The organism is Couchioplanes caeruleus, assembly GCF_003751945.1.
Classification (GTDB): Bacteria; Actinomycetota; Actinomycetes; order Mycobacteriales; family Micromonosporaceae; genus Actinoplanes; species Actinoplanes caeruleus.
On sequence record NZ_RJKL01000001.1, the window covers coordinates 4363192 to 4387575 of the forward strand.

A 24384-nucleotide genomic window follows, 5' to 3' on the forward strand; every position below is an offset into this window, starting at 1 on the left:
CCCCGACGCGGCGCGAATGAGGCCTGTCCGGCGCCGCTATCAGGGTGAGTTCAGGGTGTTCGCGGCGTGGGCCATCGGGTGTAATCGGTGCGACGGCCGGGTACCCGCCTGCGTGACGGGCGGGGAAGAACGCGGGGAGGTACAGCCGTGGCGAGGACGGCAGTGGCGGACGTGATGACCCGGAAGGTCGTCTACCTGCCGGGCGACACGACGCTCGACGAGGCCGCGCAGGTCATGCGGGATCAAGGCATCGGCGATGTGGTGGTGACCAACGGACCGACGATGGCCGGCCTGGTCACAGATCACGACATCGTGGTGCGCGCGCTTGCGGAAGGTCTTCCACCCCGCACGACGACCTTGGCAACCATCGCGTCGCTCGAGCTCATCATGGTGGAGCAGACGACCACTGTGGAGGACGCGGTCGAGGCGATGCGCGAACGTGGAGTTCGCCGGCTGCTCGTCTGCGACGCCGACCGCAAGGTGGTCGGCATCATCAGCCTCAGCGACGTAGCACTCATGCCCACCTCGGCACCGGCCTGAGCGACCGGCCCCCCCAGACGCCCGGCAGCAGCAGTCCCGCCCGCGATCCGGCAGCGTCCCCATCCGTGCGTCCGGCGATGACCTCACCCCGCACCTTGCCTGATGCCCCACCGCACATCCGGCCGCGATTCCCCACCGAGCGGAAGCACACCACCACCAGGCACGGTGGATGAGCTCGGCGGAACCGGCGGGAGCGGTTTCCGGCGCGTAGGGTCGCAACCGTGAGTGACATGCCTGAGAAGCTGGCCGACATCGTCGACGAGTTCGCCTCCGCGCCGCGTGAGGTCGTACTCGAAATGCTGTTGGAGTTCTCCGATGCCGTGCCGCCGCTGCCCGAAGGACTCAAGGCGCACGAGGGCATGGAGCAGGTGCCGGAGTGCCAGACACCGTTCTTCCTGCGTGCCGAGGTGCAGCCAGACGACACCGTGAAGGCGTGGTTCGACTGCCCGCCGGAGGCGCCGACGACGCGGGCGTTCGCCGGCATTCTCGCGGAGGGCCTGGAAGGGGCGTCGGCCTCGGAGATCCTTGCGGTTCCGGAGGATCTCTACAGTCGGATGGGGCTCGCCACGGCGATCAGCCCACTGCGCATCCGAGGCGGTACGGCGATCCTGGCGAGGCTCAAACGCCAGATCCGCGAGCAGGAGGGGACCCGCGCGTGAACGTCGAGGTCTGGTCCGACGTCATCTGCCCGTGGTGCTACCTGGGCAAGCACCGGCTCGAGGCGGCGATGCGGGGCTTCGGGGGCGACGTGACCGTGACCTTCCGCGCGTACCAGTTGGATGCGTCGCCGGTCCCCGAGCCGGTGCCGCTCAAGCAGGCCCTTGCCGCCAAGTTCGGCGGGGTCCAGCGCGCCGAGGAGATGTTCGCTCATGTGACCGCGGTGGCCGCGGGTGACGGGCTGACCCTCGACTTCGCCCGCGCCGTCAACGCCAACACCTTCGACGCGCATCGGCTCATCGCGTGGGCCGCCGGGCAGGATCTGCAGCTGATGATGATCGAGACGCTACAGCGGGCACACTTCGCCGAGGGCGAGGACATCGGCTCGCACGCGACCCTGGCACGCCTGGCGGGATCCGTCGGGCTGGATGAGCGGGCCGCGCTCGACTACCTGGCGTCTCCGGCGGGTACGGATGCCGTCAACGCCGACCTCGCGGAGGCGCGCGACCTCGGCATCATCAGCGTCCCGACGTTCGTGATCGACCGGAAGTACGTGGTGCAGGGAGCCCAGGAGGCGTCGGTTCTCCAGTCAGCTCTGGAGGAGATCGCCCGCCGGGAGGGCGTCGACGCCACTCAATGACGTTCCACGTGAAACATGCCTCACGCCCGTCCCCACGGGTCGACACATGGAGATTCGTTCCACCGGATCCAGCCCGTGCTCGGCCTCCCGTTCCATCAGCCGCGCCAACTCCGGACCCCGCTCCTCCGCCGTCAACTCGACGAAGCCCAGCCGCGAGTAGTACGGCCCGTTCCACGGCACGCTGCAAAACGTTGTCAGGGTCAAGGCGGGGAGATCGCGGGCGGCAGCCCAACGACCCACGTGGTCGATCAGGTCGCGACCAAGACCATTCCGAGCGTACGGAGGGTCGACACTGACCTGCTCGATGTGCGCGAGCCCGTCCACCAGCTCGACAAGCACGAAGGCGACCGGCGCATCGGCGTCCCCGGCGACGACCCAGCTCCTGCCGGCGTGCACGAACCGCGCCAGCGCACCGGCCGGCGGCACCGGATGCGCCGCGATGTCGGGCATGCCGACGTCGTGGAACAGCGCGCCGGCCCGTGACTCGATTCCCCGGACGCCCTCTAGATCATCGACACGCATCGCCCGAATCTCCACCCACCGAGGGAATCAGCCGCGTCCGTCGCCGTCCAGCCATTAACACCTTGGGGACCGGCTAGACCTCCCGCGCCAACCCTTCCATCACCTCGGCTCCGGGCAACGCCCCCAGCGCCGGACCCGCGATGGCAATCTTGCTGTGCCGCACCCCCGAGCCGACGATGACATGGGGCATCGCGACCACGCGGGCATCGACCAGCACCGGCCAGTCCTTCGGCAGCCCGATCGGGGTGATTCCGCCGTACTCCATGCCGGTCAGCCGCACCGCCTCCGCCATGGGCGCGAAGCTGGCCTTGCGCACGTCCAACTGCCGCCGCACGATCCCGTTGACGTCGGCCCGGGTCGTGGCCAGCACGACGCACGCCGCATAGCGGGTCACGTCGCCGCGCCGGCCTGCCACGATCACACAGTTGGCCGACTGCTCGAGCCCCACCGCGTACGCCTCGCAAAACGCGGCGGTATCCGCCAGCTCCGCATCGATCGGCGCGACCAGCACCTGGTCGCCGTCGATGGGCGCCTCCGCCGGCCACACCTCGAGCGCGGCCGCCACGGGTGGAGCGAGCAGATCGAGCCGGGAGAGCGCGGGTTCGAGTCTCAGAGTTCCGATCACGCCGTCATCCTCCCCCCGATCGCCGCGGCCTAACCGCAGTCACCCGCCGCGACATCCACATCACCGGCAACAACCGCCTCGTTCGGGGCAAGCTGCCAACATCAACGACTCCGTTGGTACGCGACGCGCACACGGTCCACGCCGACACGATCCTGAACCTCGAAGCCGTCGCCGGATCGTGAAAGCGCCGTCCGCTCAGCCATGGCGCGATCTTGCCGACCGTCAGGGAATGTGAGGGAGAGACGCGGCGCAAGGGTCGGCACCGTCAGCGGCCTCGCCGTACTCGTCGGCGGCACCGCGATCGCGGCCGTCGCCGGCGGCGCCCACTCGATCTTCTCCACCATCCTGCTCGGCATGCTCGCGACCGGGCTGGGCCACGCCCTCCTGACCGAGATCCAGCGCCAGGCGCGCCGGCACACCGTGAGCTGGACCGCCCCGGACACGATCAACACCATTCTGCTGACGGCCTGGTCGGTGCTCGCCCTGACCGGCACGGTCCTGGCCGCCGTGCCACTACCGGTCCGAGCCGTCGGACTCCTGCTAACCCTCGGGTACGCGCTCAGCACCGCCTACTTCGTCACGGAACGCCGCCGCACGATCTCCCGCATCGCCACACCAACCGCGGAAGTCCCGGCGGCTGCTGAACCCGGCTGAGCTGCGTCACCGCGACCGCCCGCAGCTTCCCGCTCCCACCGCACGGCCACTGTCGGCGCCTTCCCACTCCCACGGCACGGCACCCTCGGCGGGCTTCTCACTCCACCGCGCAGCCGCCCTCGGCGGGCTTCTCACTCCAACCGCACGGCCACGATCATCGGAAAGACGGGCACGAGATCGGCGCCGCCGGGACCGACGTCCGGCAGCGGCACCCAGTACAGCCCGATCGGCTCCGGCCCGGTCACGTGCGGTCCCAACTGCGGCTCTCCATCGCCCACGGTGCAGGCGAAGACCGAGGTCATCCCCGAGGGATACGGGAAGTCCTGCAGGTAGCGTGCCTCCTTCACCACGAGGCCCACCTCTTCCAGCACCTCGCGGCGTACCGCATCCTCCGCCGTCTCGCCGGGGTCGATCCCACCGCCGGGCAGCGTCCACCACTCCCGGCCCCCGTCGCGCCGACTCCGCTCATGCACCATCAGTACGCGCCCATCCCGGACGATGATGGCCGCGGCTCGTCTCCGTCCACTCACGAATGAAGGCTACTCACGCCGGCACGACTTCACTCGAAGGGCCAGCAACCACCGACGAAACCCGCTCGATCTCCGAGGTGCCTTATTCCATGGCAACGCGGTTCAGGTTCTTCTAAGTTGACCCGAATGCGCTACCGCTCCCCTGACGAGGACAGCGCCCGCTGGGACGGCTTCCCGTTCCGTGAGGGCGACATCGTGATCAGCACCAGGTCGAAGAGCGGCACGACCTGGGCTCAGATGATCTGCGCCCTGCTCGTGTTCCAGGATCCCGAGCTGCCGGCCCCGCTCTCGGAGCTTTCCCCCTGGCTGGACTGGCTCGTCCTCCCTCGCGACGACGTATTCGCACGCCTGGAAGCCCAGCCGCACCGGCGCTTCATCAAGACCCACACTCCCTTGGACGGCATCCCGCGGGATGCCCGTGCCACCTACGTCGTGGTGGCCAGGCATCCGCTCGACATGGCGGTTTCCCTCTTCCACCAGGGCGACAACCTCGACCGCGGCCGGATGGCCGAGCTTCTGGGCACCTCCGTCGGACCCGCCCCGGCCGGGTCACCCCGTTCGCTGCACGACTCCCTGATCGCCTGGATCGAACGGGACGTGGCCCCGGCCGACGCTCTGGATTCCCTGCCCGGCGTGATGTGGCATCTCTCCGACGCTTGGCGGCGCCGCAACGATCCCGCCGTCGTCCTGGTGCACTACGCCGACCTCGTGAGCGATCTCGGCGGCGAGATGCGTCGGCTCGCGGACCGGCTCGGCGTCGAGGTGCCCGAGGAGCGCTGGCCGGTCCTCGTCGATGCCGCCGAGTTCGCCCAGATGAGGGCCCGGGCGGACCAGCTTGCCCCCGACCCGGTCGGCATCTTGAAGGACCGCGCCGCCTTCTTCCGACGGGGCGGCTTGGGCTCGGGGCGGGAGTTGCTGAGCGACGAGGAGTTCGCGCGCTACGAGACACGAGCGTCCGAGCTGGCTTCCACGGACCTGCTGGCCTGGCTCCACCGCTGAGACGGCCCCTCACGCGACCCGCAGCAAGGCTCACCGGCCGCGTTGCGGTTCCTTGCCCCTCAAGGCTCAGCGACAGGGTTCCGTTCTCTTCGACACTCAGCGGATTCCCCGCGCTGCGCCACTTCTTCGCACCACGCTGATCACGAGCCATGCGGACCCGAAGGAGGTCCAGCGGGCGCTGCGGCACTCCACGCTTCGGATCACCTTGGAGACCTACGTGCACTTCTGGCCACGCTCGAGCGCCGCCGTGGAGTCGTCGGTGAGGTGCTGAAGTCAGTGACCGCCAGGCGGTGGCGCTGCGGCTGATGTGGGCCCGAAGTGGGCCAGGCGCTCTTGGACTTGCGTTTGCGCAGGTCAGAGGTGAGAAGAGTGGAGCCCAGGGGACTTGAACCCCTAACCCCCGCCTTGCAAAGGCGGTGCTCTGCCAGTTGAGCTAGGGCCCCTGGAACTACAGGGGTCAGCGCAGGTCGGGCGCCGTGGTGGCCTCGTGCCAGAGGGCGCGCTCGTCGCTGGAGGCCTTGACCCTCTTGACGACCAGGGCGGCTGCGCCGACGATGCCGGCGACGATCAGGAGCTTCTTCAGCATTGCCGGGTCCCCTTTTGATCTGCGGCGGAGGACGTGCACGGTGGGGCTAGCTGGAATCGAACCAGCGACCTCAGAGTTATCAGCTCTGCGCTCTAACCGACTGAGCTATAGCCCCATGACAGCGACACGAAGGTTACCGCACCCGCATCCGGTGGCTCAAATCGGGGGCGCCCGCCGCGCCGGATCTCGTGTCCCGATCACTTGAGGGCGGCGGATCTCCGGGACAAAGAGAGCGGCCGCCTCCCCGGAGGGTGGCGGCCGCTGCCTGCGTACGTGTCCGGTCAATCCCGTTCGGCGAGCGTCAGCTCGACGCCGCCCACCAGGTCGGCGCAGACGTTGTAGATGAACGCTCCGAGGGTGGCCAGTGCGGTGAAGAGCACCACGTTGACCGCCCCGATGAGCATCGACGTGCCGATGACGCCCCAGGCCGTGATGCGGAAGCCGCCGCTGGTGGCTCCGGTGCCGCCGCTGGCGTTCACCAGGCTCTGCAGGCTGGTGTTCACCTCTTTCCACACGCCCATGGCGTCCAAGGCGAGGTACAGCACCGAGGTGGCCACGACCACGACGATGAACAGGACCACGGAGACGGCGAAGGCGAACTTCATCACGGACCACGGATCGATCCGCTTGAGGTTCAGCCGGGCCCGACGCGGGCCGCGGCCGGCCGACGTGACGGGCGAACGCGCCGTGCGGACGGCCTCGGAGACCCGGGCCGCGCCGACCGCAGCGGCGCCGGCCGCGGGCGCCGCGCCGGTGCCGGTACCGGCGGCGGGTGGGACCTTGGCGGTCGTGCCGGGGCGCTGCGGGACCGTGGCGGGCTTGGCCGGGGGCGGTGTCACTCCCGCGCGGCCGGACTGGGCCGGCTGTGCCGGAGCCCCGCCGCCCTTGCCCTTGGTGACGATGGGCACAGTGGCCGAGCCCTTCGCCGAGCCCTTGGCCGCCGCGGAGGCGGCCGGGCGCTTGCCGTCGGTCTGGCCGTCGTCGTCGGCACTCGGCTCCCCCGGCGGCGGGGCCATGCCCGGGGCGCGGGTGAACTTCGGCGGGGACGGGGATTCCGCGGGGACCGCGGCGCGGCCCGCGGCGTCTCGCCCGTTCGATGCGGCGCCGTCCTTCTTCGGCTCCTCATCGACGGGAGTCGCCGAGGCCCCCGAACCTCCCGACTTCGCCTGTGTCTCCGGCATCAACTAGTCCTGTTCGTCAGGCTCGTCGGCATTACGAGCAAGCGCCACGATGGTTACACCTTCTGGGAGGTCCATGAGCTTGACCCCCATTGTGTTCCGATCCCGCGTGCGCCGTACAGGCTTCACGGGAGTCCGGATGACACCACCATTGCTGGTGATGGCAAACAGCTCATCCTCCGGGCTGATCACGAGCGCTCCGACCAGGCCACCACGACGCTCCGTGATTTTCGCGGTCAGCACGCCCTTACCACCCCGCCCCTGTACGGGGTACTCCTCGATCGGCGTCCGCTTGGCATACCCGCCGTCGGTAGCGACCAAAACGTCCATGCCCTCACGAACCACCTCCATCGCGAGCAGCTCGTCGTTGTCGCCGAAGCGCATGCCGATCACGCCGGACGTGGCCCGGCCCATCGGCCGCAGCGCCTCGTCGGTCGCGTTGAACCGGATCGCCTGGGCCTTCTTCGACACCAGGAGCAGGTCGTTCTCCGATGCGGCCAGCGCGGCACCCACCAACTCGTCATCCTCCCGCAGGTTGATGGCGATGATGCCACCGCTGCGGTTGGAGTCAAATTCCTCGAGCCGGGTCTTCTTCACGAGACCATTCTTGGTGGCGAGCACAAGGTACGGCTCCACCTGATAGTTCGGAATCTGGATGACCTGGGCGATGTGCTCGTCGGGCTGGAAGGCGAGCAGGTTGGCGACGTGCTGGCCCTTGGCCACGCGGTTGGCCTCGGGCAGCTCGTAGGCCTTCGCGCGGTAGACCCGACCCTTGTTCGTGAAGAACAGGATCCACGAGTGGGTCGAGATCACGAAGAAGTGGCTGACGATGTCGTCCTGACGCAGCGATGCGCCGCTCACGCCCTTGCCGCCACGCTTCTGCGAGCGGTAGAGGTCGACCTTGGTGCGCTTGGCGTACCCGGTCCTTGTGATCGTTACCACAACGTCCTCGCGCGCGATGAGGTCCTCCATCGAGACCTCGCCGTCGAACGGGATGATCTGGGTACGCCGGTCGTCGCCGAAGCGGCTGACGATCTCGGCGAGCTCCTCGGACACGATCGCCCGCTGCCGCTCCGGCTTGGCGAGGATGTCCTTGAGGTCGGCGATCTCGATCTCGATGCTCGCGAGCTCGTCGATGATCTTCTGCCGTTCGAGGGCCGCGAGGCGCCGGAGCTGCATGTCCAGGATCGCCTGCGACTGCACCTGGTCGATCTCGAGAAGCTGGATGAGGCCCTGCCGGGCATCCTCGACCGTCGGCGAGCGACGGATCAGGGCGATGACCTCGTCGAGCGCGTCGAGGGCCTTGACCAGGCCGCGCAGGATGTGCGCGCGCTCCTCGGCCTTGCGCAGGCGGAAGGCGGTCCGCCGGCGGATGACCTCGATCTGGTGCTCGACGTAGTAGCGGATGAACTGCGCCAGGTTGAGGGTCCGGGGCACGCCGTCGACGAGCGCCAGCATGTTGGCGCCGAACGTCTCCTGGAGCTGGGTGTGCTTGTAGAGGTTGTTGAGCACGACCTTCGCGACCGCGTCACGCTTCAATACCAAGATCAGGCGCATGCCCGTACGCCCGGAAGATTCGTCCCGGATGTCGGCGATGCCGGTGAGCTTGCCCTCTTTGACCAGCTCCGCTACGCGCTCGGCGAGATTATCCGGGTTCACCTGGTACGGCAGCTCGGTGACGACCAGGCAGGGTCGGCCGCGCTGATCCTCCTCGACCTCGACCACGGCCCGCATGCGGATTGAGCCACGGCCGGTGCGGTAGGCGTCCTGGATCGCCGACTGGCCGACGATCAGGCCCTTGGTCGGGAAGTCGGGACCCTTGACGATCTCCAGCAGCGCATCGAGCGTCGTGGCCTCGTCGACCTCGGGGTTGTCGAGGCACCACTGCACGGCCCCGGCGATCTCGCGCAGGTTGTGCGGCGGGATCTTGGTCGCCATGCCGACCGCGATGCCCTCAGAGCCGTTGACGAGCAGGTTGGGGAACCGCGCCGGCAGGATTGTGGGCTCCTTGGCCCGGCCGTCGTAGTTGTCCTGCATGTCGACGGTGTCCTCGTCGATGTCCCGCAGCATCTCCATGGCGAGCGGCGAAAGCTTCGACTCGGTGTAGCGCATGGCGGCCGGCGGGTCGTTACCCGGCGAGCCGAAGTTGCCGTTGCCGTCGATCAGCGGGTAGCGCAGCGACCATGGCTGCCCCATCCGGACGAGGGCGTCGTAGATCGACGAGTCGCCGTGCGGATGGTAGTTACCCATGACGTCGCCGACGACGCGGGCGCACTTGACGTAGCCGCGGTCCGGGCGGAAGCCCGAGTCGTACATCGCATAGAGGATCTTGCGGTGCACCGGCTTGAGGCCGTCACGCACGTCCGGCAGGGCGCGACCGACGATCACGCTCATCGCGTAGTCGAGGTACGACCGCTGCATCTCGACCTCGAGGCCGACCGGTTCGACGCGCTGGCCCACGCCGCCGCCGGTGTCGTCCTGCGGCTCCTCGGCGGGGATCTCGGGAGTATCCGTCACAGTTAACCCTTACTTACGGTCGAAACCCGACAAACGGGTCCGAGCTACGCATTTCGCTGTGGATAACGCTGTGGAAAGCAGTGGAACGCTGTGCATAACCCGAGGTGAGCGGCACTTGTGGGCACCGCTCACCTGGCGGATCAGATGTCCAGGAAGCGCACGTCCTTGGCGTTGCGCTGGATGAACGAGCGGCGGGCCTCCACGTCCTCACCCATGAGGACGCTGAACAGCTCGTCCGCCGTCGCAGCGTCGTCGAGGGTCACCTGACGCAGGGTGCGGGTGGCCGGGTCCATGGTCGTGTCCCACAGCTCGTGGAAGTTCATCTCGCCGAGACCCTTGAAGCGCTGGATGTCGTCCGGCTTGGCGTTCGGCTTCTTCTGCTGGCGCAGCGCGATCAGACCGTCACGTTCCCGGTCGGAGTACGCATACTGGGCGTCGTCACCGCGCTTGTTCCACTTGATCTTGTAAAGCGGCGGGGCGGCCAGGTAGACGTGGCCCACCTCGACCAGCGGCCGCATGAAACGGAACAGCAGGGTCAGCAGCAGCGTCTGGATGTGCTGGCCGTCCACGTCCGCGTCGGCCATCAGCACGACCTTGTGGTAGCGCAGCTTGGCGATGTCGAACTCGTCGTGGATGCCGGTGCCCAGCGCCGTGATCAGCGACTGCACCTCGTTGTTCTTCAGCACCCGGTCGATCCGGGCCTTCTCCACGTTGAGGATCTTGCCGCGGATCGGCAGGATCGCCTGGATCTGGCTGTCGCGGCCCTGCTTGGCCGAGCCGCCGGCCGAGTCGCCCTCCACGATGAACAACTCGGAGACCCGCGGGTCGGTCGACTGGCAGTCCGCCAGCTTGCCCGGCATCGAACCCGACTCCAGCAGCGACTTGCGCCGGGCCAGCTTGCGGGCCTGCTGCGCGGCGATCCGGGCCCGGGCCGCCTGCGACGCCTTGGTGATGATCTGCTTCGCGTCCGCGGGGTTCCGGTCGAACCAGTCGGCGATCTGCTCGTTGGCGACCTTCTGCACGAAGCCCTTCATGTCGGTGTTGCCGAGCTTGGTCTTGGTCTGACCCTCGAACTGCGGGTTCGCCAGCTTCACCGAGATGATCGCGGCGAGGCCCTCGCGGATGTCCTCGCCGGAGAGCTTCTCGTCGCTCTTGAGGAACTTCTTCTCCGCGCCGTACCGGTTGACGATGCTCGTCAGTGCGGCCCGGAAGCCCTCCTCGTGGGTGCCGCCCTCGTGGGTGTTGATCGTATTGGCGAAGGTGTAGACCGACTCGCCGTACGACTCGTTCCACTGCATGGCGATCTCGAGAGCCATGCCCTCGTCGTTGGCCTCGGCCTCGAACTCGATCACGGACTTGTGGATCGGGCTCTTCGTGTGGTTCAGGTGACGGACGAAGTCGGCGATGCCGTTCTCGTACATGAAAGTGACCCGGCGGGGGTTCCCCTCCTCGTCGAGCGACACCGGCCGCTCGTCGACGAGGTTGATGGTCAGCCCCTTGTTGAGGAAGGCCATCTCCTGGATCCGGCGGTAGATCGTCTGGAAGTCGAACTCGACCGTCTCGAAGATCGTCGGGTCCGGCCAGAACTGGACGGTCGAGCCGGTGGTGTCGGTCGCCTCGCCCTTCTCCAGCGGGCCGGGCTTGGAGGCGTTGTACTTCTGCCGGTAGACATTGCCGGACTTGTGGATCTCCACGGCCATCCTGGTGGACAGCGCGTTCACCACGGAGACGCCGACGCCGTGCAGACCGCCGGAGACCGCGTACGCCTTGCCGTCGAACTTGCCGCCCGCGTGCAGGACGGTGAGCGCGACCTCGACGCCCGGCTTCTTCAGCTTGGGGTGCAGATCGACCGGGAAGCCACGGCCGTTGTCGGTGACCGAGACGCCACCATCGGCCAGCAGGACCACGTCGATGGTGTCGCAGTGGCCCGCGAGCGCCTCGTCGACCGCGTTGTCCACAACCTCCCAGACCAGGTGGTGCAGGCCGCGCTCGCCGGTCGAACCGATGTACATACCGGGACGCTTGCGAACCGCCTCGAGGCCTTCGAGCACGGTGATGGACTCGGCACCGTATTCCTGCTTCTTCTCTGCCACCCTCGGCCACTTTCTCGCACCGGTCCCGCGCGGGCCCGGTCACGGGGTTGGCGGGAACGGACGGGCAGCCGGCGGGCACGGCGGACCACGGACGAGCGAGCCGCGAGAACGAGGCGGACCACCGGTGGAGCCGAGCGCGCCGGTCGCCGCGGTCGTCCCGCGGATCGTGATCGGCTGGAAAAACGCGTAGCGTGACGAGGGCTCGCCGCGGTGGGGAGTTCGGCACGTGTCGCACTTTCCCGGTCTCCGGCGATTCTACTCCGTCCGAGCGAGTTATCGAGGGTCCGGCACCCTCGTACGGGCGCCTCAGATTGCCGTAGCGCCCCGGAGGGCCGTTCCCACGAGTCCCCCTACACGGCCGGAGCCCTCCGTGCAACGGTGCACCATCCGGCGGATACCCGCCTGAGCGCGTCGGCGCCGCCTCGGCGCCACGCGCTGCGACACTGCCTCACACCGGCGGACGGGAGTGTCGTAACCTCGCCCGCGCGGGCCGGTGCACGGCCGGGCGGTCCGCAACCGCGCGGCAGCGATCCCACCGGGCGGATCCGCAGCCGGCAGTCGAGGAGAGGTGGGAGCCCCATGGCGCACGACAAGGGGCTGGACAACGTCGCCGTGCACTGGCCGCGGACGAACCGGTTCTACGACCCGGTCGCCCCGGCGGAGTTCGTCGACTTCGGCGCCGTCGCGGACGCGCCGGACATCGCCGCGCCCACCGGCGCGCTCGCCCTGCACATCGCCAAGACCGGCACGGTACGGGCGACCGCGTACACCGAGCTCGTCGACCTGCTCCTCGGGCTCGAGGGCGTCCTGTACGCGACCGACGCCGCGGCCGAGGACGAGGACCCGGTCATCGACCCCGACGGCTGCGCCTGGATCGCCGGCGGCCTGGAGCGTTTCGTGGAGGGCCACCAGCCGTACGGGGACCTGGTGACCTTCGACAGCGTGGCCGAGGTGATGCGGGCGGCGGTGGCCGCGGGGCGCCTCGCCGAGCAGCAGCTCCGGTGGTTGGAGCAGCGCCTGGCGGCCCTGCGCGACGACGCGGGGAACGCGCCGCACTGGAGCTTCGCCCGCACCGAACTGGCGATCCTGGCCGGCTTCTACCGCCGCTGCGCCGACCGCGGCTATGCGGTATTCGCCGATTACTAGGAGTCACCCGTAGGTGTCGCGGGGACCTCGTCCCTGGACGCGACGCGGGCCTCTGTTCCACGAGGGTGCTGCCGGGCCGTGGATGTTGAGCCTGGTGACCACGTTGTGGCCGACCTCGGCGGCGATGCTGCGCAGCAGGGTCGCGGCCAGCAGGCGCAACTGGGTGGCCCAGGCCGTGGACTCCGCCTCGACCGTCAGCACGCCGCCGTCGAGCTTGACCGGATTGCTGTGCTTGGCGATGTCCGGGCCGACGACCTTCTCCCAGGCGCCGAAGACGGTGGCCTCCGCCTTGGGCTGCTGCCAGCCGCGCTGCTTCATGATCCGTTCGAGGACCGCGCCGAAGAGCTGCGGATCGCGCGGGTCCGGGCCCGGGCCCGAATAGCCGCGCAGTCGTCGGCCCTCTCCCTCCGATGCGACCGTACGGCGGCGCGGCGCCTGTTGCGCGGAACGGCGCTTCGCCAGGGCCGCGTCGAGCACCGCCCGGGCGAGCTGCGGACCCGTCTGACCCTCCGCCGGCCCTGAGGCGGCCCCTGCGCCCTTCTCGGCGGTTTCCTCAGACACGGGTCACCGTTCCTGCTCCGACGTCGTAGCGGGCGCCCTGGAGGGCCGTCGGCACATCCTGCGCCACCGCGCAGGTGACCAGCAACTGGGTGGCGTCCGAGACCAGGGCGGCGAGACGCTCACGGCGGCCGGCGTCCAGCTCGGCGAAGACGTCGTCGAGGATCAGGACGGGTTCGATGCCGTCGGTGCGGAGCAGGTCGTACGCCGCCAGCCGCAGCGCCAGCGCGAACGACCAGGACTCGCCGTGGCTCGCGTACCCCTTGGCCGGCAGGTCGCCGAGCGTCAGCGTGAGGTCGTCGCGGTGCGGGCCGACGAGGGTCACCCCGCGCTCGGTCTCCGCCTGACGCCGGTCGGCGAGCGAAGCGAGCAGGGCCGCCTCCAGCGCCGGGCGGTCCGGGGCCAGGCCGTCGCCGAGACGCGACGCGTACGCGATGGTCGCCGACGACCGCCCGGCCGCCACCGCGTCGTATGCCTTCGTCAGGTGCGGGCCGAGCGCCGCGACCAGCTCGAGCCGGCCGGCCAGCAGCTCGGCCCCGTGATGCGCGAGATGCTGGTCCCAGACCGCGAGCGTCGACAGGTCCTGACCACGGGTGCCGCCGACCTTGCGCGTCAGGTACGCCGTACGCAGCAGGGCGTTGCGCTGCTTGACCACCCGGTCGTAGTCGGCGCGGACCCCGGCATACCGCGGCTGGCGCGCCACGAGCAGCTCGTCGAGGTAGCGGCGCCGTTCGGACGGGTCACCGCGCACCAGCTCGAGATCCTCCGGCGCGAAGAGCACCATGCGCAGAGCGCCCAGGACCTCCCGGGACCGGCGTACGGGGGAACGGTTGAGCCGCGCCCGGTTCGCCTTGCCGGGGACGATCTCCAGCTCGACCAGCAGCTCGCGTCCTTCGTGGACGATCGCGCAGCGGATCACCGCCGCGGTGGCGCCGGCGCGGACCAGCGGCGCGTCGGTGGCCACCCGATGACTGTCCAGAGTGGCCACGTACCCCAGGGCCTCGACAAGGTTGGTCTTGCCCATGCCGTTCTGGCCGACGAGCACCGCGACGCCCGGGTCGAGGTCGACCGCCACCCGCTCGTACGAACGGAAATCGGTCAGCTCGACCCGGCGCACGTACATGAATCAGCGCTTGACGGCGTGGCCGCCGAACTGGTTGCGCAACGCGGCGACGGCCTTCATGGCCGGCGAGTCCTCCTGGCGGGACTGGAAACGGGCGAACAGTGACGCCGCGATCACATTGGCGGGTACGGCCAGGCGCACGGCCTCGTCGACCGTCCAGCGGCCCTCGCCGGTGTCCTCGGCGTAACCCTTGAGGTTGGCCAGCTGCGGGTCCTCGTCGAGCGCGCGGTCCAGCAGGTCGAGCAGCCAGGACTTGACGACCGAGCCCTCGCGCCAGCTCTTGATCACGGCGGGGACGTTCTGGACCAGCTCCGAGGCCTCGAGGATCTCGTAGCCCTCGGCGTACGCGTGCATCAGGCCGTACTCGATGCCGTTGTGGACCATCTTGGAGTAGTGGCCGGCGCCGTGCGGGCCGGCGTGCGCGAAGCCGAACTGGCCGGCCGGCTTCAGGGCGTCGAAGATCGGCTGGCAGTGCGCCACGATCTCGGCGTCGCCGCCGACCATGAGCGCGTACCCGTTGGTGTTGCCCCAGATGCCGCCCGAGACGCCGACATCGAGATAGTTGATGCCCTTGGCCTTGAGCCGCTCGGCCCGCGGCGCGTCGTCGGTGAACTTGGAGTTGCCGCCGTCGATGATGATGTCGCCTTCGGAGAGCAGCTCGGCGAGCTCGTCGATCGTCTTCTCGGTGATCTGGCCGGCGGGGACCATCGTCCACACCACCCGGGGCGCGGCGAGCTTGTCGACAAGCTCGTCGAGGCTGGCGACGTCGGTGGTCTCCTTGTGGTGGTCGTAGCCGACCACCTCCTGGCCGGCGGCGCGCAGGCGATCGCGCATGTTGCCGCCCATCCGGCCTAGACCGATAAGGCCGAGCTGCATGATTCCCCCTAGGTGTGTGTCTCTTAGCCCAGTATCAGCGAGTTACCCGGATGGGCATGATCAGATAGCGGTATCCGGGCACGATTTCGCCCTCGTCCGTCGCGGGGGAGATCACGGCGGGCTTGAAGGCGTCGACGAACGACAGGACCGCGGTGGGGGCACCGAGATTCTGCAGGCCGTCGATGAGGTACTGCGGGTTGAAGCCGATCGTCAGCGGTTCGCCGGTGAAGGTGGCCTCCATGGCCTCGCTGGCGCGCGCCTCCTCGGTGCCGCCGGCCTCGACCACCAGCCCGTCCTCGCCGAAGCTGAGCAGCACCGGCGTGGTGCGCTCGGCGACCAGGGCGACGCGGCGGACCACCTCGACCAGCGCGGCCACGCCGACCCGGGCCTCGGCGTTGTGACTCGCCGGGAAGAGGGAACGGACCGGCGGGTAGTTGGCACCGTCGAGCAGGCGGCTGGTCGTGCGCCGGGTCCCGCCCGCGAAGCCGATCATGCCCTCGCCGGCGTTGCCCTGGGCGAGCGCGAGGGTGACCGCGCCACCGATCGGGCCGAGGGCCTTGGCCGTGTCGTTGAGGGTCTTCGCCGGCACCAGCGCGTTGAGGCTGATCTCCGGGTCGTCCGGGTTCCACTCCAGCTCGCGCATGGCCAGCCGGTAGCGGTCGGTCGCCAGCATCGCCATCGTCGAGCCGTTCAGCTCGATCCGTACGCCGGTCATCATCGGCAGTGTCTCGTCACGGCCCGCGGCGACAGCCACCTGGGCGACGGCGACGGCGAAGGCCTGCGCGTCGACGGTGCCGGCGCTGGACGGCATCTCCGGCAGCGTCGGATAGTCCTCCACGGGCATCACCGGAAGGGTGAATCGGGCGCTGCCGCAGACCAGCTCCAGGTGCGAGCCGACGGCGGCGATGTCCACCGGCTTGGCCGGCAGCGCCTTGGTGATCTCGGCAAGCAGGCGGCCGGAGACCAGCGCGGCGCCGTCGGCGTCGGCCTGCACCTCCACGCTCACCTGGCTGGAGACCTCGTAGTCGAAACCGGAGACGTGCAGCCTGCCGTCGGTCACGCGCAGCATGACGCCGGCGAGAACCGGCACCGACGGCCGACTGGGGAGGCTCTTGGCCGTCCACGCCACCGCGTCGGCGAGTGCGTCTCGCTCCACCCGGAACTTCATGCCATGCCCTCCGCGTCACTTTCCTCGACGTACCAGTTGGGGAAACTTCGGATGTGCTGATGAGCCCACTGAACTCTATGGCGCGGGTGGGTGCCTCGTCCGCCCGGCCCCCGGTGCGGGGTTGCCCGAGCCAGGGGTGGATCGGGCCGCGAGCGGCTCGTCCACACCTTCCCCAACGCTGATGATTGCCTTTTAGATTTTCCGAGAGAGATATCAGTCGTAATCATCGGGCCTGTGCACAGTGTGGAGAACTCACGTCTGTGCAGCTCAGAGGGTTATCCACCGGTGATTCACATGTGGGCAACCGGGGTACAAACCCCGGTCTGTGTCCACAGACGCCGAGCCGGCGGCGGTTGTCCACCGTCGTCCACCGGTTATCCACCGGATATCCACGGGGTTTGTCCCCCGGCCTGGGGATAACGTCGGGACGTCGCCGGCTCGTCGTCCCCAGAACCTTCAACAGGAAATCCACACTCGTCCACAGGGTGTGGGGACAGTTATGACGCTCCGTGTCTGTCCACATCGATTTCCCCAGGACTTCTCCACATCTGTGAGGAGCGCCCTCGCCGGTTGTCCACTGTTGGGGATGAAGCCTGTGAAGAGCTGTGGATTAGTGTGGAAAACGTTGGCACGAAACAGTCACGTCCCGACGTTGACAAACCGGCCCTGTGCATGAGCGACGCGTGCGGACCGAACCGGCACCCCAGAGCGGCGTGGCGGGGCACCCGACCGGGGTTCGCCCGGGTATCGCCCGGTGGCCCTGTGGATGACTGATGCTCCGGTCGGGAACGGCACGGCTCTGACCAGGGAAGAGCCCGGACGCTCAGGATGTCGGCGAGGTGTCGGGCCTGTGGAGAAGTCGATCCCGGACGGGCTTCCGAAGCCCGGGCGAGCCGCGGATGTCGCTGCCCTCCCAGGCCCACGCTGCAACGCCAGATTGCTCGCGATCCCACACTGCTTGCGAGGCTGGAAGGTCGCAGTGGCGGACAGGTCGCGATGCCGGACGGGTCCGGCGACGGCGTCATCGAGGGCTTGGGAGCGGGGTTTAGCGAAGAGGTTCCGCGCTTGGTCCGACGAGGAATGCTCCTGGTCTGACGGAGAAGGCTTCCTGGTCTGACGGAGAAGGCTTCCTGGTCTGACGGAGAAGGCCCGGGTCTGACGGTTTGCGGGCGCCCGGTTCAGGTGTTTTGTTTGATGCGGTTTGTCAGTTCCGCGATCTGGTTGTAGAGGGAGCGCCGCTCTGCCATGTGTTGGCGGATCTTGCGGTCGGCGTGCATGACCGTAGTGTGGTCGCGGCCGCCGAAGGCCTGGCCGATGCGGGGTAGGGACAGGTCTGTCAGTTCGCGGCAGAGGTACATCGCGACCTGGCGGGCGTTGACCAGGACGCGGGAGCGGGAGTGGCCGCGGAGGTCTTCGAGGCTGACGCCGAAGTAGTCCGCGGTGGAGACCATGATCTGGTCGGCGGTGATTTCCGGACCGGCGCCGTCGGGCATGAAGTCGCGCAGGACTTCCTCGGCGAGGGAGAGCTGGACCGAGCTGCGGGTGAGGCTGGCGAACGCGGTCACCCGGATGAGTGCGCCCTCGAGTTCGCGGATGGAGTTGGAGACGCGGCTGGCGATGAATTCCAGAACGTCGTCCGGGGCGTACATGCGCTCCTGGGCGGCCTTCTTCTGGAGGATCGCGATGCGCGTCTCCAGGTCGGGCGGCTGGATGTCGGCGAGCAGGCCCCACTCGAAGCGGGTGCGCATGCGGTCTTCGAGGGTGGCGAGCTGGCGCGGGGAGCGGTCCGAGCTGATCACGATCTGCTTGTTGGCGTTGTGCAGCGTATTGAAGGTGTGGAAAAACTCCTCCTGCGTCCGCTCGCGGTTCTCCAGGAACTGGATGTCGTCGATCAGCAGGATGTCGACGTCGCGGTAGCGGCGCTGGAAGGCCTGGGTCTTGTCGTCGCGCAGGCTGTTGATGAAGTCGTTGGTGAATTCCTCGGTGGAGACGTAGCGCACACTGCGCGCGTGCCCGAGCGTCGTCGCGTAGTGGCCGATCGCGTGCAGCAGGTGGGTCTTGCCCAGCCCCGAGCTGCCGTAGATGAACAGCGGGTTGTACGCCTTCGCCGGCGACTCGGCGACCGCGACCGCCGCCGCGTGGGCGAAGCGGTTGGACGATCCGATGACGAACGTCTCGAACATGTACTTCGGGTTGAGCCGGTTGCCGTCGTTGCCGCCGGGGCGGGCGCCGGGCTGGGCGCCGCGCATGTCGACCGGGGTGCGGCCGGGGCCGTTGTCGCCGCCGTGGCGCATCTGCAGGGTGTCGTCGCGGCGGTCCTGGCCCACGAGGGCGGGGCGGTCGTCCGGGCGGCGCTGGTTCTCGCGTAACTGAGCCGGCTCGGTGGCCATCCGGTGCCCGCCGGCCTCGTTCGGGACGTCACCGAAGTGCGGAAGCTGCCGCGGCGGCTCGGCCTTCGCCTTCTTCTCCTCGGCGAGGGCGGATTTGGCCGGCTCGGGCTGCCCCATCGGCAGCGGCGCCGCGAAGAGCGCGTCCTGACCGTCGCGCGCCGCCGGCACGCCGCGGGTGAACGGCGCCTGCGCCGACCCGGTCGGGGCTTCCTCCTGCTCGTACGGGTCGCTGTAGGCGGTGGGCTGTGGATAACGATCCGGGTACGGCGGGGGCGGGGCCTCGGAGTAATGGGCCGGCGGCGGCGTCGACGGCTCGGGCGGCGGGTTGCCGTAGACGGTGCCGGGGCGGCCGGAGCCGTCCTCGGGCGGGCGGACGGTCACCGCGACCTGGATCGGGCGGCCGAGCCGGCGCGAGAGTGCCTCGGTGATCGCGAGCCGCAGCCGGGACTCGATCACGTCCCGGGTATAGGTGTCCGGCACGGAGAGCAGCGCGGTGTCCTCAACGATGGCGCGCAGGCGGGTCAGGCGCAGGTACGCACGCTGCTGCGCGGACGCGATCTCGTCCGCCAGCTCGTCCGTCGCCGCAGCCCAGACCCCGCCAAGGTCGACCGTATCGGCCACCGCCGCGCCACCCCCATCGCCACCGGCCCGGTGGCCTTGTTCGGCTTCCGCCCTTGCCCGCCGTCACCCGTACGGGCGACGGACCGGCTCCCCCCAACCCAGCACATTCAACGTGCTGAACATGCACGGCGCCACCGGCTGTCCACAGGTTATCCACAACCTGTGCACTCGTCGGCGGTCGCTCCCCGGCCGGATGGTCGGCAGACTTCCCGGAGCCTGTGCTGGCGCGGGAAAACAGGCTCACCGTGCCGAACGATTCACCGCCGCGTCGGTTCCTCTCGGGTTCCCGGCGAAGGCGGTTGGCGAACAGCGCTGAAGACCAGCAAACGGGCACGCTAACAGCGCGGCTGGGTCCGCATCAACCGGCGGTACCCACCTCGGGCCCGTCCTGGCACGAAAAGATTCATTCCGTACGCGCAACGACCGGCGTGAGTGACGGGCGTCGCCGTCGGCGTCGGCGCGCCGCCCGTCGGATGGTTGACCGCCGCGGAGCCCCTGCGTAGGGTCGAGCGGTTGCTCCGCCGCGCTCTGCTAGAGTGGCGTCTTGCAGCTGATGCCCCCTGGCCGTAGTACGAAGACGGAGTTCTGACGTGAGCAAGCGCACCTACCAGCCGAACAACCGCCGGCGCGCCAAGACCCACGGTTTCCGGCTGCGCATGCGCACCCGGGCCGGCCGCGCCATCCTCGCCTCCCGCCGTTCCAAGGGCCGCGGCAAGCTGTCGGCCTGAGCCGACGCGGGCCGGGTCGGATGCCAGGTAGTCGTGCTGGCCGCTTCGCAACGGCTGCGGCGTAGCACCGAGTTCGCCGCAGCGGTTCGCGGTGGCCGCCGCGCCGGTCGCGGGACCGTGGTCGTCCATCTGCTCGTCGATGAGCCGGCGCAAGCCTCCGAGGCGCGCGCCGGCTTTGTCGTGTCCAAGGCGGTGGGCAACGCGGTGGTACGCAACAAGGTCCGCCGGAGGCTGCGTCACCTGGTCCGCCCGCGGCTGAGCGCGCTACCCCCGGGGACGTCGCTCGTCGTGCGCGCGCTGCCGGCCGCCGCGACCGCCTCGTCCGAGACCCTCGGCACAGACCTCGACTCCGCCCTCGCCGCCGCGCGCTCACCCCGGCGGCGGCGATGACACCGCTCGCCCGGCTGCTGACGGCGGCGGTCGTCGCGTACCGTCGGTATGTGAGCCCGGCTCTGCCGGCTCGCTGCCGGTTCTACCCCTCGTGCAGCGCGTACGCCCAGGAGGCGCTCGCGAAGCACGGCGCGCTCCACGGGACCGGCTTGGCGATCTGGCGGCTGCTGCGCTGCCACCCTTTCCACCCTGGCGGGTTCGACCCGGTGCCCGACCCGATCCGTCACCGTCCTGCCGATGTGACTGGAGCATGAATTGAGTCTCGACTGGATCTACTACGCCATTTCGTGGATCCTCCTGCGCTGGCATGCCCTGTGGGACAGCATCGGCATCTCCGAGGACCGGGTGCTGGGCACCAACTGGTCGTGGATTCTCGCGATCGTCTTCCTGGTGGTGACGCTGCGCGTCATCCTGTTCCCGGTCTTCGTCAAGCAGATCAAGTCCCAGCGGGCGATGCAGGCGCTGCAGCCCAAGGTCAAGGAACTGCAGGAGAAGCACAAGGGTGACCGCGAGACGCTCCAGAAAGAAATGATGGAGCTGTACCGCACCGAGAAGGCGAACCCGCTCATGGGCTGCCTTCCGATGTTCCTGCAGATCCCCGTCTTCCTCGGTCTCTTCCACGTCCTGCGCCGGCTCAGCCCGAACAACGACCTGAAGACCCTGTACGGCTGGACCGAGGAACAGTTCAGGAGCGCGGCGGAGGCTGCGCTGTTCACAGCGCCGCTGCCGGGCCAGTTCGGTCACTCCGACAGCGACCTGGCCCAGCTCGGCGCCTCCAACGGCGTCACGGTGAAGATCATCGCTGGTGTGCTGGTCCTCATCATGATGGCGACCACCTACCTCACCAGCCGCCAGATGATCCTCAAGACCGGCTGGGCCGAGGACCCGCAGCAGAAGATGATCCAGCGTCTGATGCTGTACGGCATTCCGGCGTCGCTGCTCATCTCCGGCGCGCTCTTCCCCATCGGCGTGGTCATCTACTGGGTCGTCAACAACCTGTTCAGCCTGGCCCAGCAGCAGTGGGTGCTTCGCAAGTTCCCGCCGCCGCCGATGGCGAACGCCAAGACCGGCTCCTCCGCGCGCCCCGCGAGCGGCGCCGCCGGCAAGAGCGGTGCGAAGAACCCGGTGCAGCCCGCCACCCGCGGCCTGTTCGGTCGCAAGCAGGCCGAGCCGGAGCCGCAGAGCCCGGTCGTCGACACCAAGGCGCTCGCACCCAAGCCCGGCGCCAAGCCGGTCAACCCGAAGAAGGGCGCCAGGCCCGCCAGCAAACCCAAGGGATGACTTCGCCGTTCCGCCCTCGCCGGCGGAACGCAGCAGCGGCCTGGCCACCGGCCTGCCCGCGCGCGGCCCCGGCGGGCGGCGACAAAGACCTCCCCGTGCCGGCGACGGACGACGTCGGCACGGGAAACAGCGGACCGAGCAGGTCCGGCCCGAGAGTACGGAGATGAGACCGTGACCGACACCAGCACTCCCAGCGCCGAGGAGACGACCGCCGCCACCGCGGAGTCGACCGGTACGGAGGAGACCAAGAAGTCGGAGAGCGTAGCCTCCGACTCCGACCTGTTCCGGCAGAGCGAGATCGCCGCCGACTACGTGGAGGGTCTGCTCGACATCCTCGACTACGACGGCGACATCGACGAGCTCGTGTCGGGCGGCCGGCCGATGGTCGAGGTCGTCGGCGGCCGGCTACAGCCGCTCGTCGGCCAGCGCGGCGCGACGCTGGAGGCGCTGCAGGAGCTGACCCGCCTGGCCATCTTCCGCGCGACCGGGTCACCCAGCCGTCTGCTGCTGGACATCGGCGGTTACCGCGCGACCCGCCGCAAGGAGCTGACGGCGGTCGCCCGGAACGCGGTCGAGAAGGTCAAGGAGCACGGCGAGACCGTACGGCTCGAGCCGATGTCGGCCTTCGAGCGCAAGTGCGTACATGACGTGGTGAACGCGATCGCGGGCGTGGAGAGCGAGTCGGAGGGCGTGGAGCCGAATCGGCGCATCATCGTCCGGCCGGCTGAGTGAACGGGCGTCATGACTGAGTCCCGCTTCGAGGCGGGGGATGGCGGCTCGGGTGCTTCGGTGCCCGGGCCGTTTTCGTCTTCCGCTTCTTCTTCTTCTTCTTCTTCTTCTTCTGACGAGAGCGTGATCGATTCTCCGGCTGAGCGTCGTGCCGTCGCGGAGGGCGTGATGGATCCTCCGGCGGAGCATCGGGCTGCCGCCGAGGCCGTCTTCGGCGAGAGGCTTGCACTGGCGGGCCGGTTTGCCGAGCTCCTCGCCACCGACGGCGTGGTCCGGGGTTTGATCGGCCCCCGGGAAGCGCCACGGCTGTGGGAACGACACCTGATCAACTGCGGTGTCATGTCGGAGATCATCCCTATCGGCGCTTCGGTGATTGACCTGGGGTCTGGTGCCGGTTTGCCCGGTATCGTGCTGGCAGTGGCCCGGCCCGATCTCACGATCACGCTGGTCGAGCCGCTGGCACGACGTACCGCTTTCCTGTCCGAAGCGGTGACAGCGCTCGGCCTCGACGCGACCGTGTCGGTCGTCCGGGGACGAGCGGAAGACCTCGCCGGTGGACCCCCCGCCCCCGCCGATGTCGTCACCGCCCGCGCCGTGGCGCCGCTGGACCGGCTGGCCGGTTGGTGCCTGCCCCTCGCCGCCGTCGGCGGCCGGCTGCTGGCGCTCAAGGGCGCCTCGGCCGACGAAGAGGTGGCGGAGCACCGCGAGGCGGTCGCCCGTCTCGGCGGAGGTGAGCCGGTCGTCCGGCTCTGCGGGGCCGGTCTGATCGACCCGCCCTCCACGGTCGTGGAGATCGTGCGGGAACGCGACGTCGTGGCATCACGGCCGAGGTCGTCCAAGCGGGCGGCCGCCCCGGGCCGCTCCGCCGGCGACGCCGGCGGGCGCGGCTCCGGGAAGAGGAGATCGCGGAGGAGATAGATGGCCAGGCGGGGCGCGCGGAAACGATCCGGGAAACTCCCACGACCGTCACCGCGGGCGGCTTCCTCCCAGCCGCAGGCGCCTCCGGTCGATGCCCCGCCTGTCGCTACTTCCGTGGTTCGTGTTGCATCCGGTGGCAGTGGGCCTGGTGGTGCCGGGTCTGGTGGTGCCGGGTCTGGCGGTGCCGGGTCTGGTGGTGCCGGGTCTGGCGGTGCCGGGTCTGGCGGTGCCGGGTCTGGCGGTGCTGGGCTTGGTGTAGTTCTGCCTGCGTCGCGTTCGTCGTCCTCCTCGGCGGGTGCGCTGTCATCGGCCGCGCCGACAGGATGGCCTTTGATGGAGGCTGATGGGTCACCTTCCCGACCGAGGGATGAGCCGGCGCAGCGTCGTGTTTCACGTGATGAGCTCGCTCAGCCTTCGCCGGCGATCGTGTCCGAAATCGGTCCCGGTCCCTCCTCCGGGCTCGTGTCATCGCGCATCGATCAACAGCCCTCGGAGCTGGCCCTGTCCCCCGCTCGTCGGTCGCCTTCCGGACTCGGTTGGCCCGATCGAGTCCGGGAGTACGGCGCCAAGCTATGTCTCGCACCCGGATTCATGACCTTCGAGGCGTCCCCAATCCTGTCGGTCTCGACTCAAGTGGCGGACAACCGTGGCAACGCTCGCCCGGCGGCCGTAGGCTGGCCGCGCGTCGATAGTGTGGACCGGACGGTGAGCGCGGTTGCGCCTCCGTTTCCTGCCGGACCGCACGCTCGCGGTGCCGACTCAATCCAACCAGGCAGGGATAAAACGGTGCATGAGTATGGCAGGGGCCCTGACGGTGACCCCGGCTGGGACGGTGTTTCACGTGAAACCGATCCACAAGCCGGGCCTGAGCGGAGCGGAAGCCTGAGTGTGAGCTTCAACAGTGGGGATCAAGGC

Annotated in this window: 25 protein-coding genes and 2 tRNA genes; 13 read left to right on the forward strand and 14 right to left on the reverse strand. The window is 69.1% G+C overall.

Annotated elements, in window-relative coordinates:
• Positions 1 to 174: 174 nt before the first annotated feature.
• The 3 genes from EDD30_RS19510 (at position 175) to EDD30_RS19520 (ending at position 1837) form a co-directional block, all read left to right on the forward strand.
• Positions 175 to 540, forward strand: coding sequence for a CBS domain-containing protein (locus EDD30_RS19510; RefSeq protein WP_071804057.1), 366 nt, complete (start codon positions 175 to 177; stop codon positions 538 to 540).
• A gap of 221 nt (positions 541 to 761) precedes the next feature.
• Positions 762 to 1199, forward strand: coding sequence for a SufE family protein (locus EDD30_RS19515; protein WP_071803998.1), 438 nt, complete (start codon positions 762 to 764; stop codon positions 1197 to 1199).
• Positions 1196 to 1837: a DsbA family oxidoreductase gene (locus EDD30_RS19520; protein ID WP_071803996.1), complete on the forward strand. Its 642-nt coding sequence runs from the start codon at positions 1196 to 1198 to the stop codon at positions 1835 to 1837. Before EDD30_RS19515 ends, EDD30_RS19520 begins: the two co-directional genes overlap by 4 nt.
• Here the strand turns inward: EDD30_RS19520 and EDD30_RS19525 are convergent.
• Together EDD30_RS19525 and EDD30_RS19530 are read right to left on the reverse strand one after the other, a co-directional pair.
• A complete protein-coding gene (locus EDD30_RS19525; RefSeq protein WP_244945317.1) occupies positions 1787 to 2374 on the reverse strand; it encodes a GNAT family N-acetyltransferase in 588 nt (195 codons plus the stop codon). The genes EDD30_RS19520 and EDD30_RS19525 overlap by 51 nt on opposite strands.
• A gap of 58 nt (positions 2375 to 2432) precedes the next feature.
• Positions 2433 to 2981 (reverse strand): YbaK/EbsC family protein, encoded by a 549-nt coding sequence (locus tag EDD30_RS19530; RefSeq protein ID WP_071804055.1) that lies wholly within the window; start codon positions 2979 to 2981, stop codon positions 2433 to 2435.
• A 234-nt stretch (positions 2982 to 3215) separates the two neighbouring features.
• Here EDD30_RS19530 and EDD30_RS19535 point away from each other — a divergent pair, with 234 nt between their 5' ends.
• Entirely contained in the window at positions 3216 to 3638 is a 423-nt protein-coding gene (locus EDD30_RS19535) for a hypothetical protein (RefSeq protein WP_071803992.1), read from the forward strand.
• Positions 3639 to 3769: 131 nt separating this feature from the next.
• On the opposite strand, the gene EDD30_RS19540 is transcribed toward EDD30_RS19535, so the two are convergent.
• On the reverse strand, positions 3770 to 4168 hold the full coding sequence (locus EDD30_RS19540; protein WP_071803990.1) for an NUDIX domain-containing protein: 399 nt from the start codon (positions 4166 to 4168) through the stop codon (positions 3770 to 3772).
• A 126-nt stretch (positions 4169 to 4294) separates the two neighbouring features.
• On the opposite strand from EDD30_RS19540, the gene EDD30_RS19545 reads away from it, so the two are divergent.
• On the forward strand, positions 4295 to 5167 hold the full coding sequence (locus EDD30_RS19545; protein WP_071803988.1) for a sulfotransferase domain-containing protein: 873 nt from the start codon (positions 4295 to 4297) through the stop codon (positions 5165 to 5167).
• Between the two features lie 370 nt (positions 5168 to 5537).
• Here the strand turns inward: EDD30_RS19545 and EDD30_RS19555 are convergent.
• The 6 genes from EDD30_RS19555 to gyrB all read right to left on the reverse strand — a co-directional run bounded on the left by EDD30_RS19555 (position 5538) and on the right by gyrB (position 11541).
• Positions 5538 to 5610 (reverse strand) — tRNA-Ala (locus EDD30_RS19555).
• A gap of 14 nt (positions 5611 to 5624) precedes the next feature.
• The gene (locus tag EDD30_RS39925) at positions 5625 to 5753 is read right to left on the reverse strand and encodes a DLW-39 family protein (RefSeq protein WP_211277715.1); all 129 of its coding nucleotides are present in this window, start codon (positions 5751 to 5753) and stop codon (positions 5625 to 5627) included.
• A gap of 41 nt (positions 5754 to 5794) precedes the next feature.
• Positions 5795 to 5868, reverse strand: a tRNA-Ile gene (locus EDD30_RS19560).
• A 166-nt stretch (positions 5869 to 6034) separates the two neighbouring features.
• Positions 6035 to 6934, reverse strand: coding sequence for a DUF3566 domain-containing protein (locus tag EDD30_RS19565; RefSeq protein ID WP_071804054.1), 900 nt, complete (start codon positions 6932 to 6934; stop codon positions 6035 to 6037).
• Positions 6935 to 6937: 3 nt separating this feature from the next.
• On the reverse strand, positions 6938 to 9448 hold the full coding sequence (gene gyrA, locus EDD30_RS19570) for a DNA gyrase subunit A (RefSeq protein WP_071803986.1): 2511 nt from the start codon (positions 9446 to 9448) through the stop codon (positions 6938 to 6940).
• Positions 9449 to 9588: 140 nt separating this feature from the next.
• The gene (gene gyrB / locus EDD30_RS19575) at positions 9589 to 11541 is read right to left on the reverse strand and encodes a DNA topoisomerase (ATP-hydrolyzing) subunit B (RefSeq protein ID WP_071803984.1); all 1953 of its coding nucleotides are present in this window, start codon (positions 11539 to 11541) and stop codon (positions 9589 to 9591) included.
• Positions 11542 to 12120: 579 nt separating this feature from the next.
• Between gyrB and EDD30_RS19580 the strand changes: the two genes are divergently transcribed.
• A complete protein-coding gene (locus EDD30_RS19580) occupies positions 12121 to 12687 on the forward strand; it encodes a hypothetical protein (RefSeq protein ID WP_071803982.1) in 567 nt (188 codons plus the stop codon).
• Positions 12688 to 12690: 3 nt separating this feature from the next.
• On the opposite strand, the gene EDD30_RS19585 is transcribed toward EDD30_RS19580, so the two are convergent.
• The 5 genes from EDD30_RS19585 to dnaA all read right to left on the reverse strand — a co-directional run bounded on the left by EDD30_RS19585 (position 12691) and on the right by dnaA (position 19423).
• Positions 12691 to 13248: a DciA family protein gene (locus tag EDD30_RS19585; RefSeq protein WP_071803980.1), complete on the reverse strand. Its 558-nt coding sequence runs from the start codon at positions 13246 to 13248 to the stop codon at positions 12691 to 12693.
• Positions 13241 to 14368, reverse strand: coding sequence for a DNA replication/repair protein RecF (gene recF / locus EDD30_RS19590; protein WP_071803977.1), 1128 nt, complete (start codon positions 14366 to 14368; stop codon positions 13241 to 13243). Before recF ends, EDD30_RS19585 begins: the two co-directional genes overlap by 8 nt.
• Positions 14369 to 14371: 3 nt before the next feature.
• The gene (gnd, locus tag EDD30_RS19595; RefSeq protein WP_071803975.1) at positions 14372 to 15244 is read right to left on the reverse strand and encodes a phosphogluconate dehydrogenase (NAD(+)-dependent, decarboxylating); all 873 of its coding nucleotides are present in this window, start codon (positions 15242 to 15244) and stop codon (positions 14372 to 14374) included.
• 34 nt (positions 15245 to 15278) lie between these two features.
• Positions 15279 to 16412, reverse strand: coding sequence for a DNA polymerase III subunit beta (gene dnaN / locus EDD30_RS19600; protein WP_071803973.1), 1134 nt, complete (start codon positions 16410 to 16412; stop codon positions 15279 to 15281).
• A 1178-nt stretch (positions 16413 to 17590) separates the two neighbouring features.
• Positions 17591 to 19423, reverse strand: a complete 1833-nt coding sequence (dnaA, locus tag EDD30_RS19605; RefSeq protein WP_071803972.1) for a chromosomal replication initiator protein DnaA — start codon at positions 19421 to 19423, stop codon at positions 17591 to 17593.
• A 590-nt stretch (positions 19424 to 20013) separates the two neighbouring features.
• On the opposite strand from dnaA, the gene rpmH reads away from it, so the two are divergent.
• From rpmH to EDD30_RS41495, 7 genes are all read left to right on the forward strand, one after another.
• Positions 20014 to 20151: a 50S ribosomal protein L34 gene (gene rpmH, locus EDD30_RS19610; RefSeq protein WP_071803970.1), complete on the forward strand. Its 138-nt coding sequence runs from the start codon at positions 20014 to 20016 to the stop codon at positions 20149 to 20151.
• A 33-nt stretch (positions 20152 to 20184) separates the two neighbouring features.
• A complete protein-coding gene (gene rnpA, locus EDD30_RS19615; RefSeq protein WP_071803967.1) occupies positions 20185 to 20541 on the forward strand; it encodes a ribonuclease P protein component in 357 nt (118 codons plus the stop codon).
• Positions 20538 to 20795: a membrane protein insertion efficiency factor YidD gene (gene yidD / locus EDD30_RS19620; protein WP_071803965.1), complete on the forward strand. Its 258-nt coding sequence runs from the start codon at positions 20538 to 20540 to the stop codon at positions 20793 to 20795. Before rnpA ends, yidD begins: the two co-directional genes overlap by 4 nt.
• A 1-nt stretch (position 20796) precedes the next feature.
• Complete coding sequence (gene yidC / locus EDD30_RS19625) at positions 20797 to 21822, forward strand: membrane protein insertase YidC (protein ID WP_071803963.1); 1026 nt, start codon at positions 20797 to 20799, stop codon at positions 21820 to 21822.
• A gap of 171 nt (positions 21823 to 21993) precedes the next feature.
• Positions 21994 to 22554, forward strand: coding sequence for a Jag family protein (locus tag EDD30_RS19630; protein ID WP_123678364.1), 561 nt, complete (start codon positions 21994 to 21996; stop codon positions 22552 to 22554).
• A 165-nt stretch (positions 22555 to 22719) separates the two neighbouring features.
• Positions 22720 to 23469: a 16S rRNA (guanine(527)-N(7))-methyltransferase RsmG gene (gene rsmG / locus EDD30_RS19635; protein ID WP_084558054.1), complete on the forward strand. Its 750-nt coding sequence runs from the start codon at positions 22720 to 22722 to the stop codon at positions 23467 to 23469.
• Positions 23470 to 23602: 133 nt separating this feature from the next.
• Complete coding sequence (locus EDD30_RS41495; protein ID WP_280526157.1) at positions 23603 to 23728, forward strand: hypothetical protein; 126 nt, start codon at positions 23603 to 23605, stop codon at positions 23726 to 23728.
• Positions 23729 to 24384: the final 656 nt, after the last annotated feature.

Bases quoted from the DNA above. Each gene is read 5' to 3' on its own strand.
- EDD30_RS19580 (WP_071803982.1), top strand. From the start codon at position 12,121: ATGGCGCACGACAAGGGGCTGGACAACGTCGCCGTGCACTGGCCGCGG.
- recF (WP_071803977.1), bottom strand. From the start codon at position 14,368: ATGTACGTGCGCCGGGTCGAGCTGACCGATTTCCGTTCGTACGAGCGG.
- yidD (WP_071803965.1), top strand. From the start codon at position 20,538: ATGACACCGCTCGCCCGGCTGCTGACGGCGGCGGTCGTCGCGTACCGT.
- EDD30_RS19510 (WP_071804057.1), top strand. From the start codon at position 175: ATGACCCGGAAGGTCGTCTACCTGCCGGGCGACACGACGCTCGACGAG.
- gnd (WP_071803975.1), bottom strand. From the start codon at position 15,244: ATGCAGCTCGGCCTTATCGGTCTAGGCCGGATGGGCGGCAACATGCGC.
- dnaN (WP_071803973.1), bottom strand. From the start codon at position 16,412: ATGAAGTTCCGGGTGGAGCGAGACGCACTCGCCGACGCGGTGGCGTGG.
- EDD30_RS19545 (WP_071803988.1), top strand. From the start codon at position 4,295: ATGCGCTACCGCTCCCCTGACGAGGACAGCGCCCGCTGGGACGGCTTC.
- rsmG (WP_084558054.1), top strand. From the start codon at position 22,720: ATGGATCCTCCGGCGGAGCATCGGGCTGCCGCCGAGGCCGTCTTCGGC.
- EDD30_RS19565 (WP_071804054.1), bottom strand. From the start codon at position 6,934: ATGCCGGAGACACAGGCGAAGTCGGGAGGTTCGGGGGCCTCGGCGACT.
- EDD30_RS39925 (WP_211277715.1), bottom strand. From the start codon at position 5,753: ATGCTGAAGAAGCTCCTGATCGTCGCCGGCATCGTCGGCGCAGCCGCC.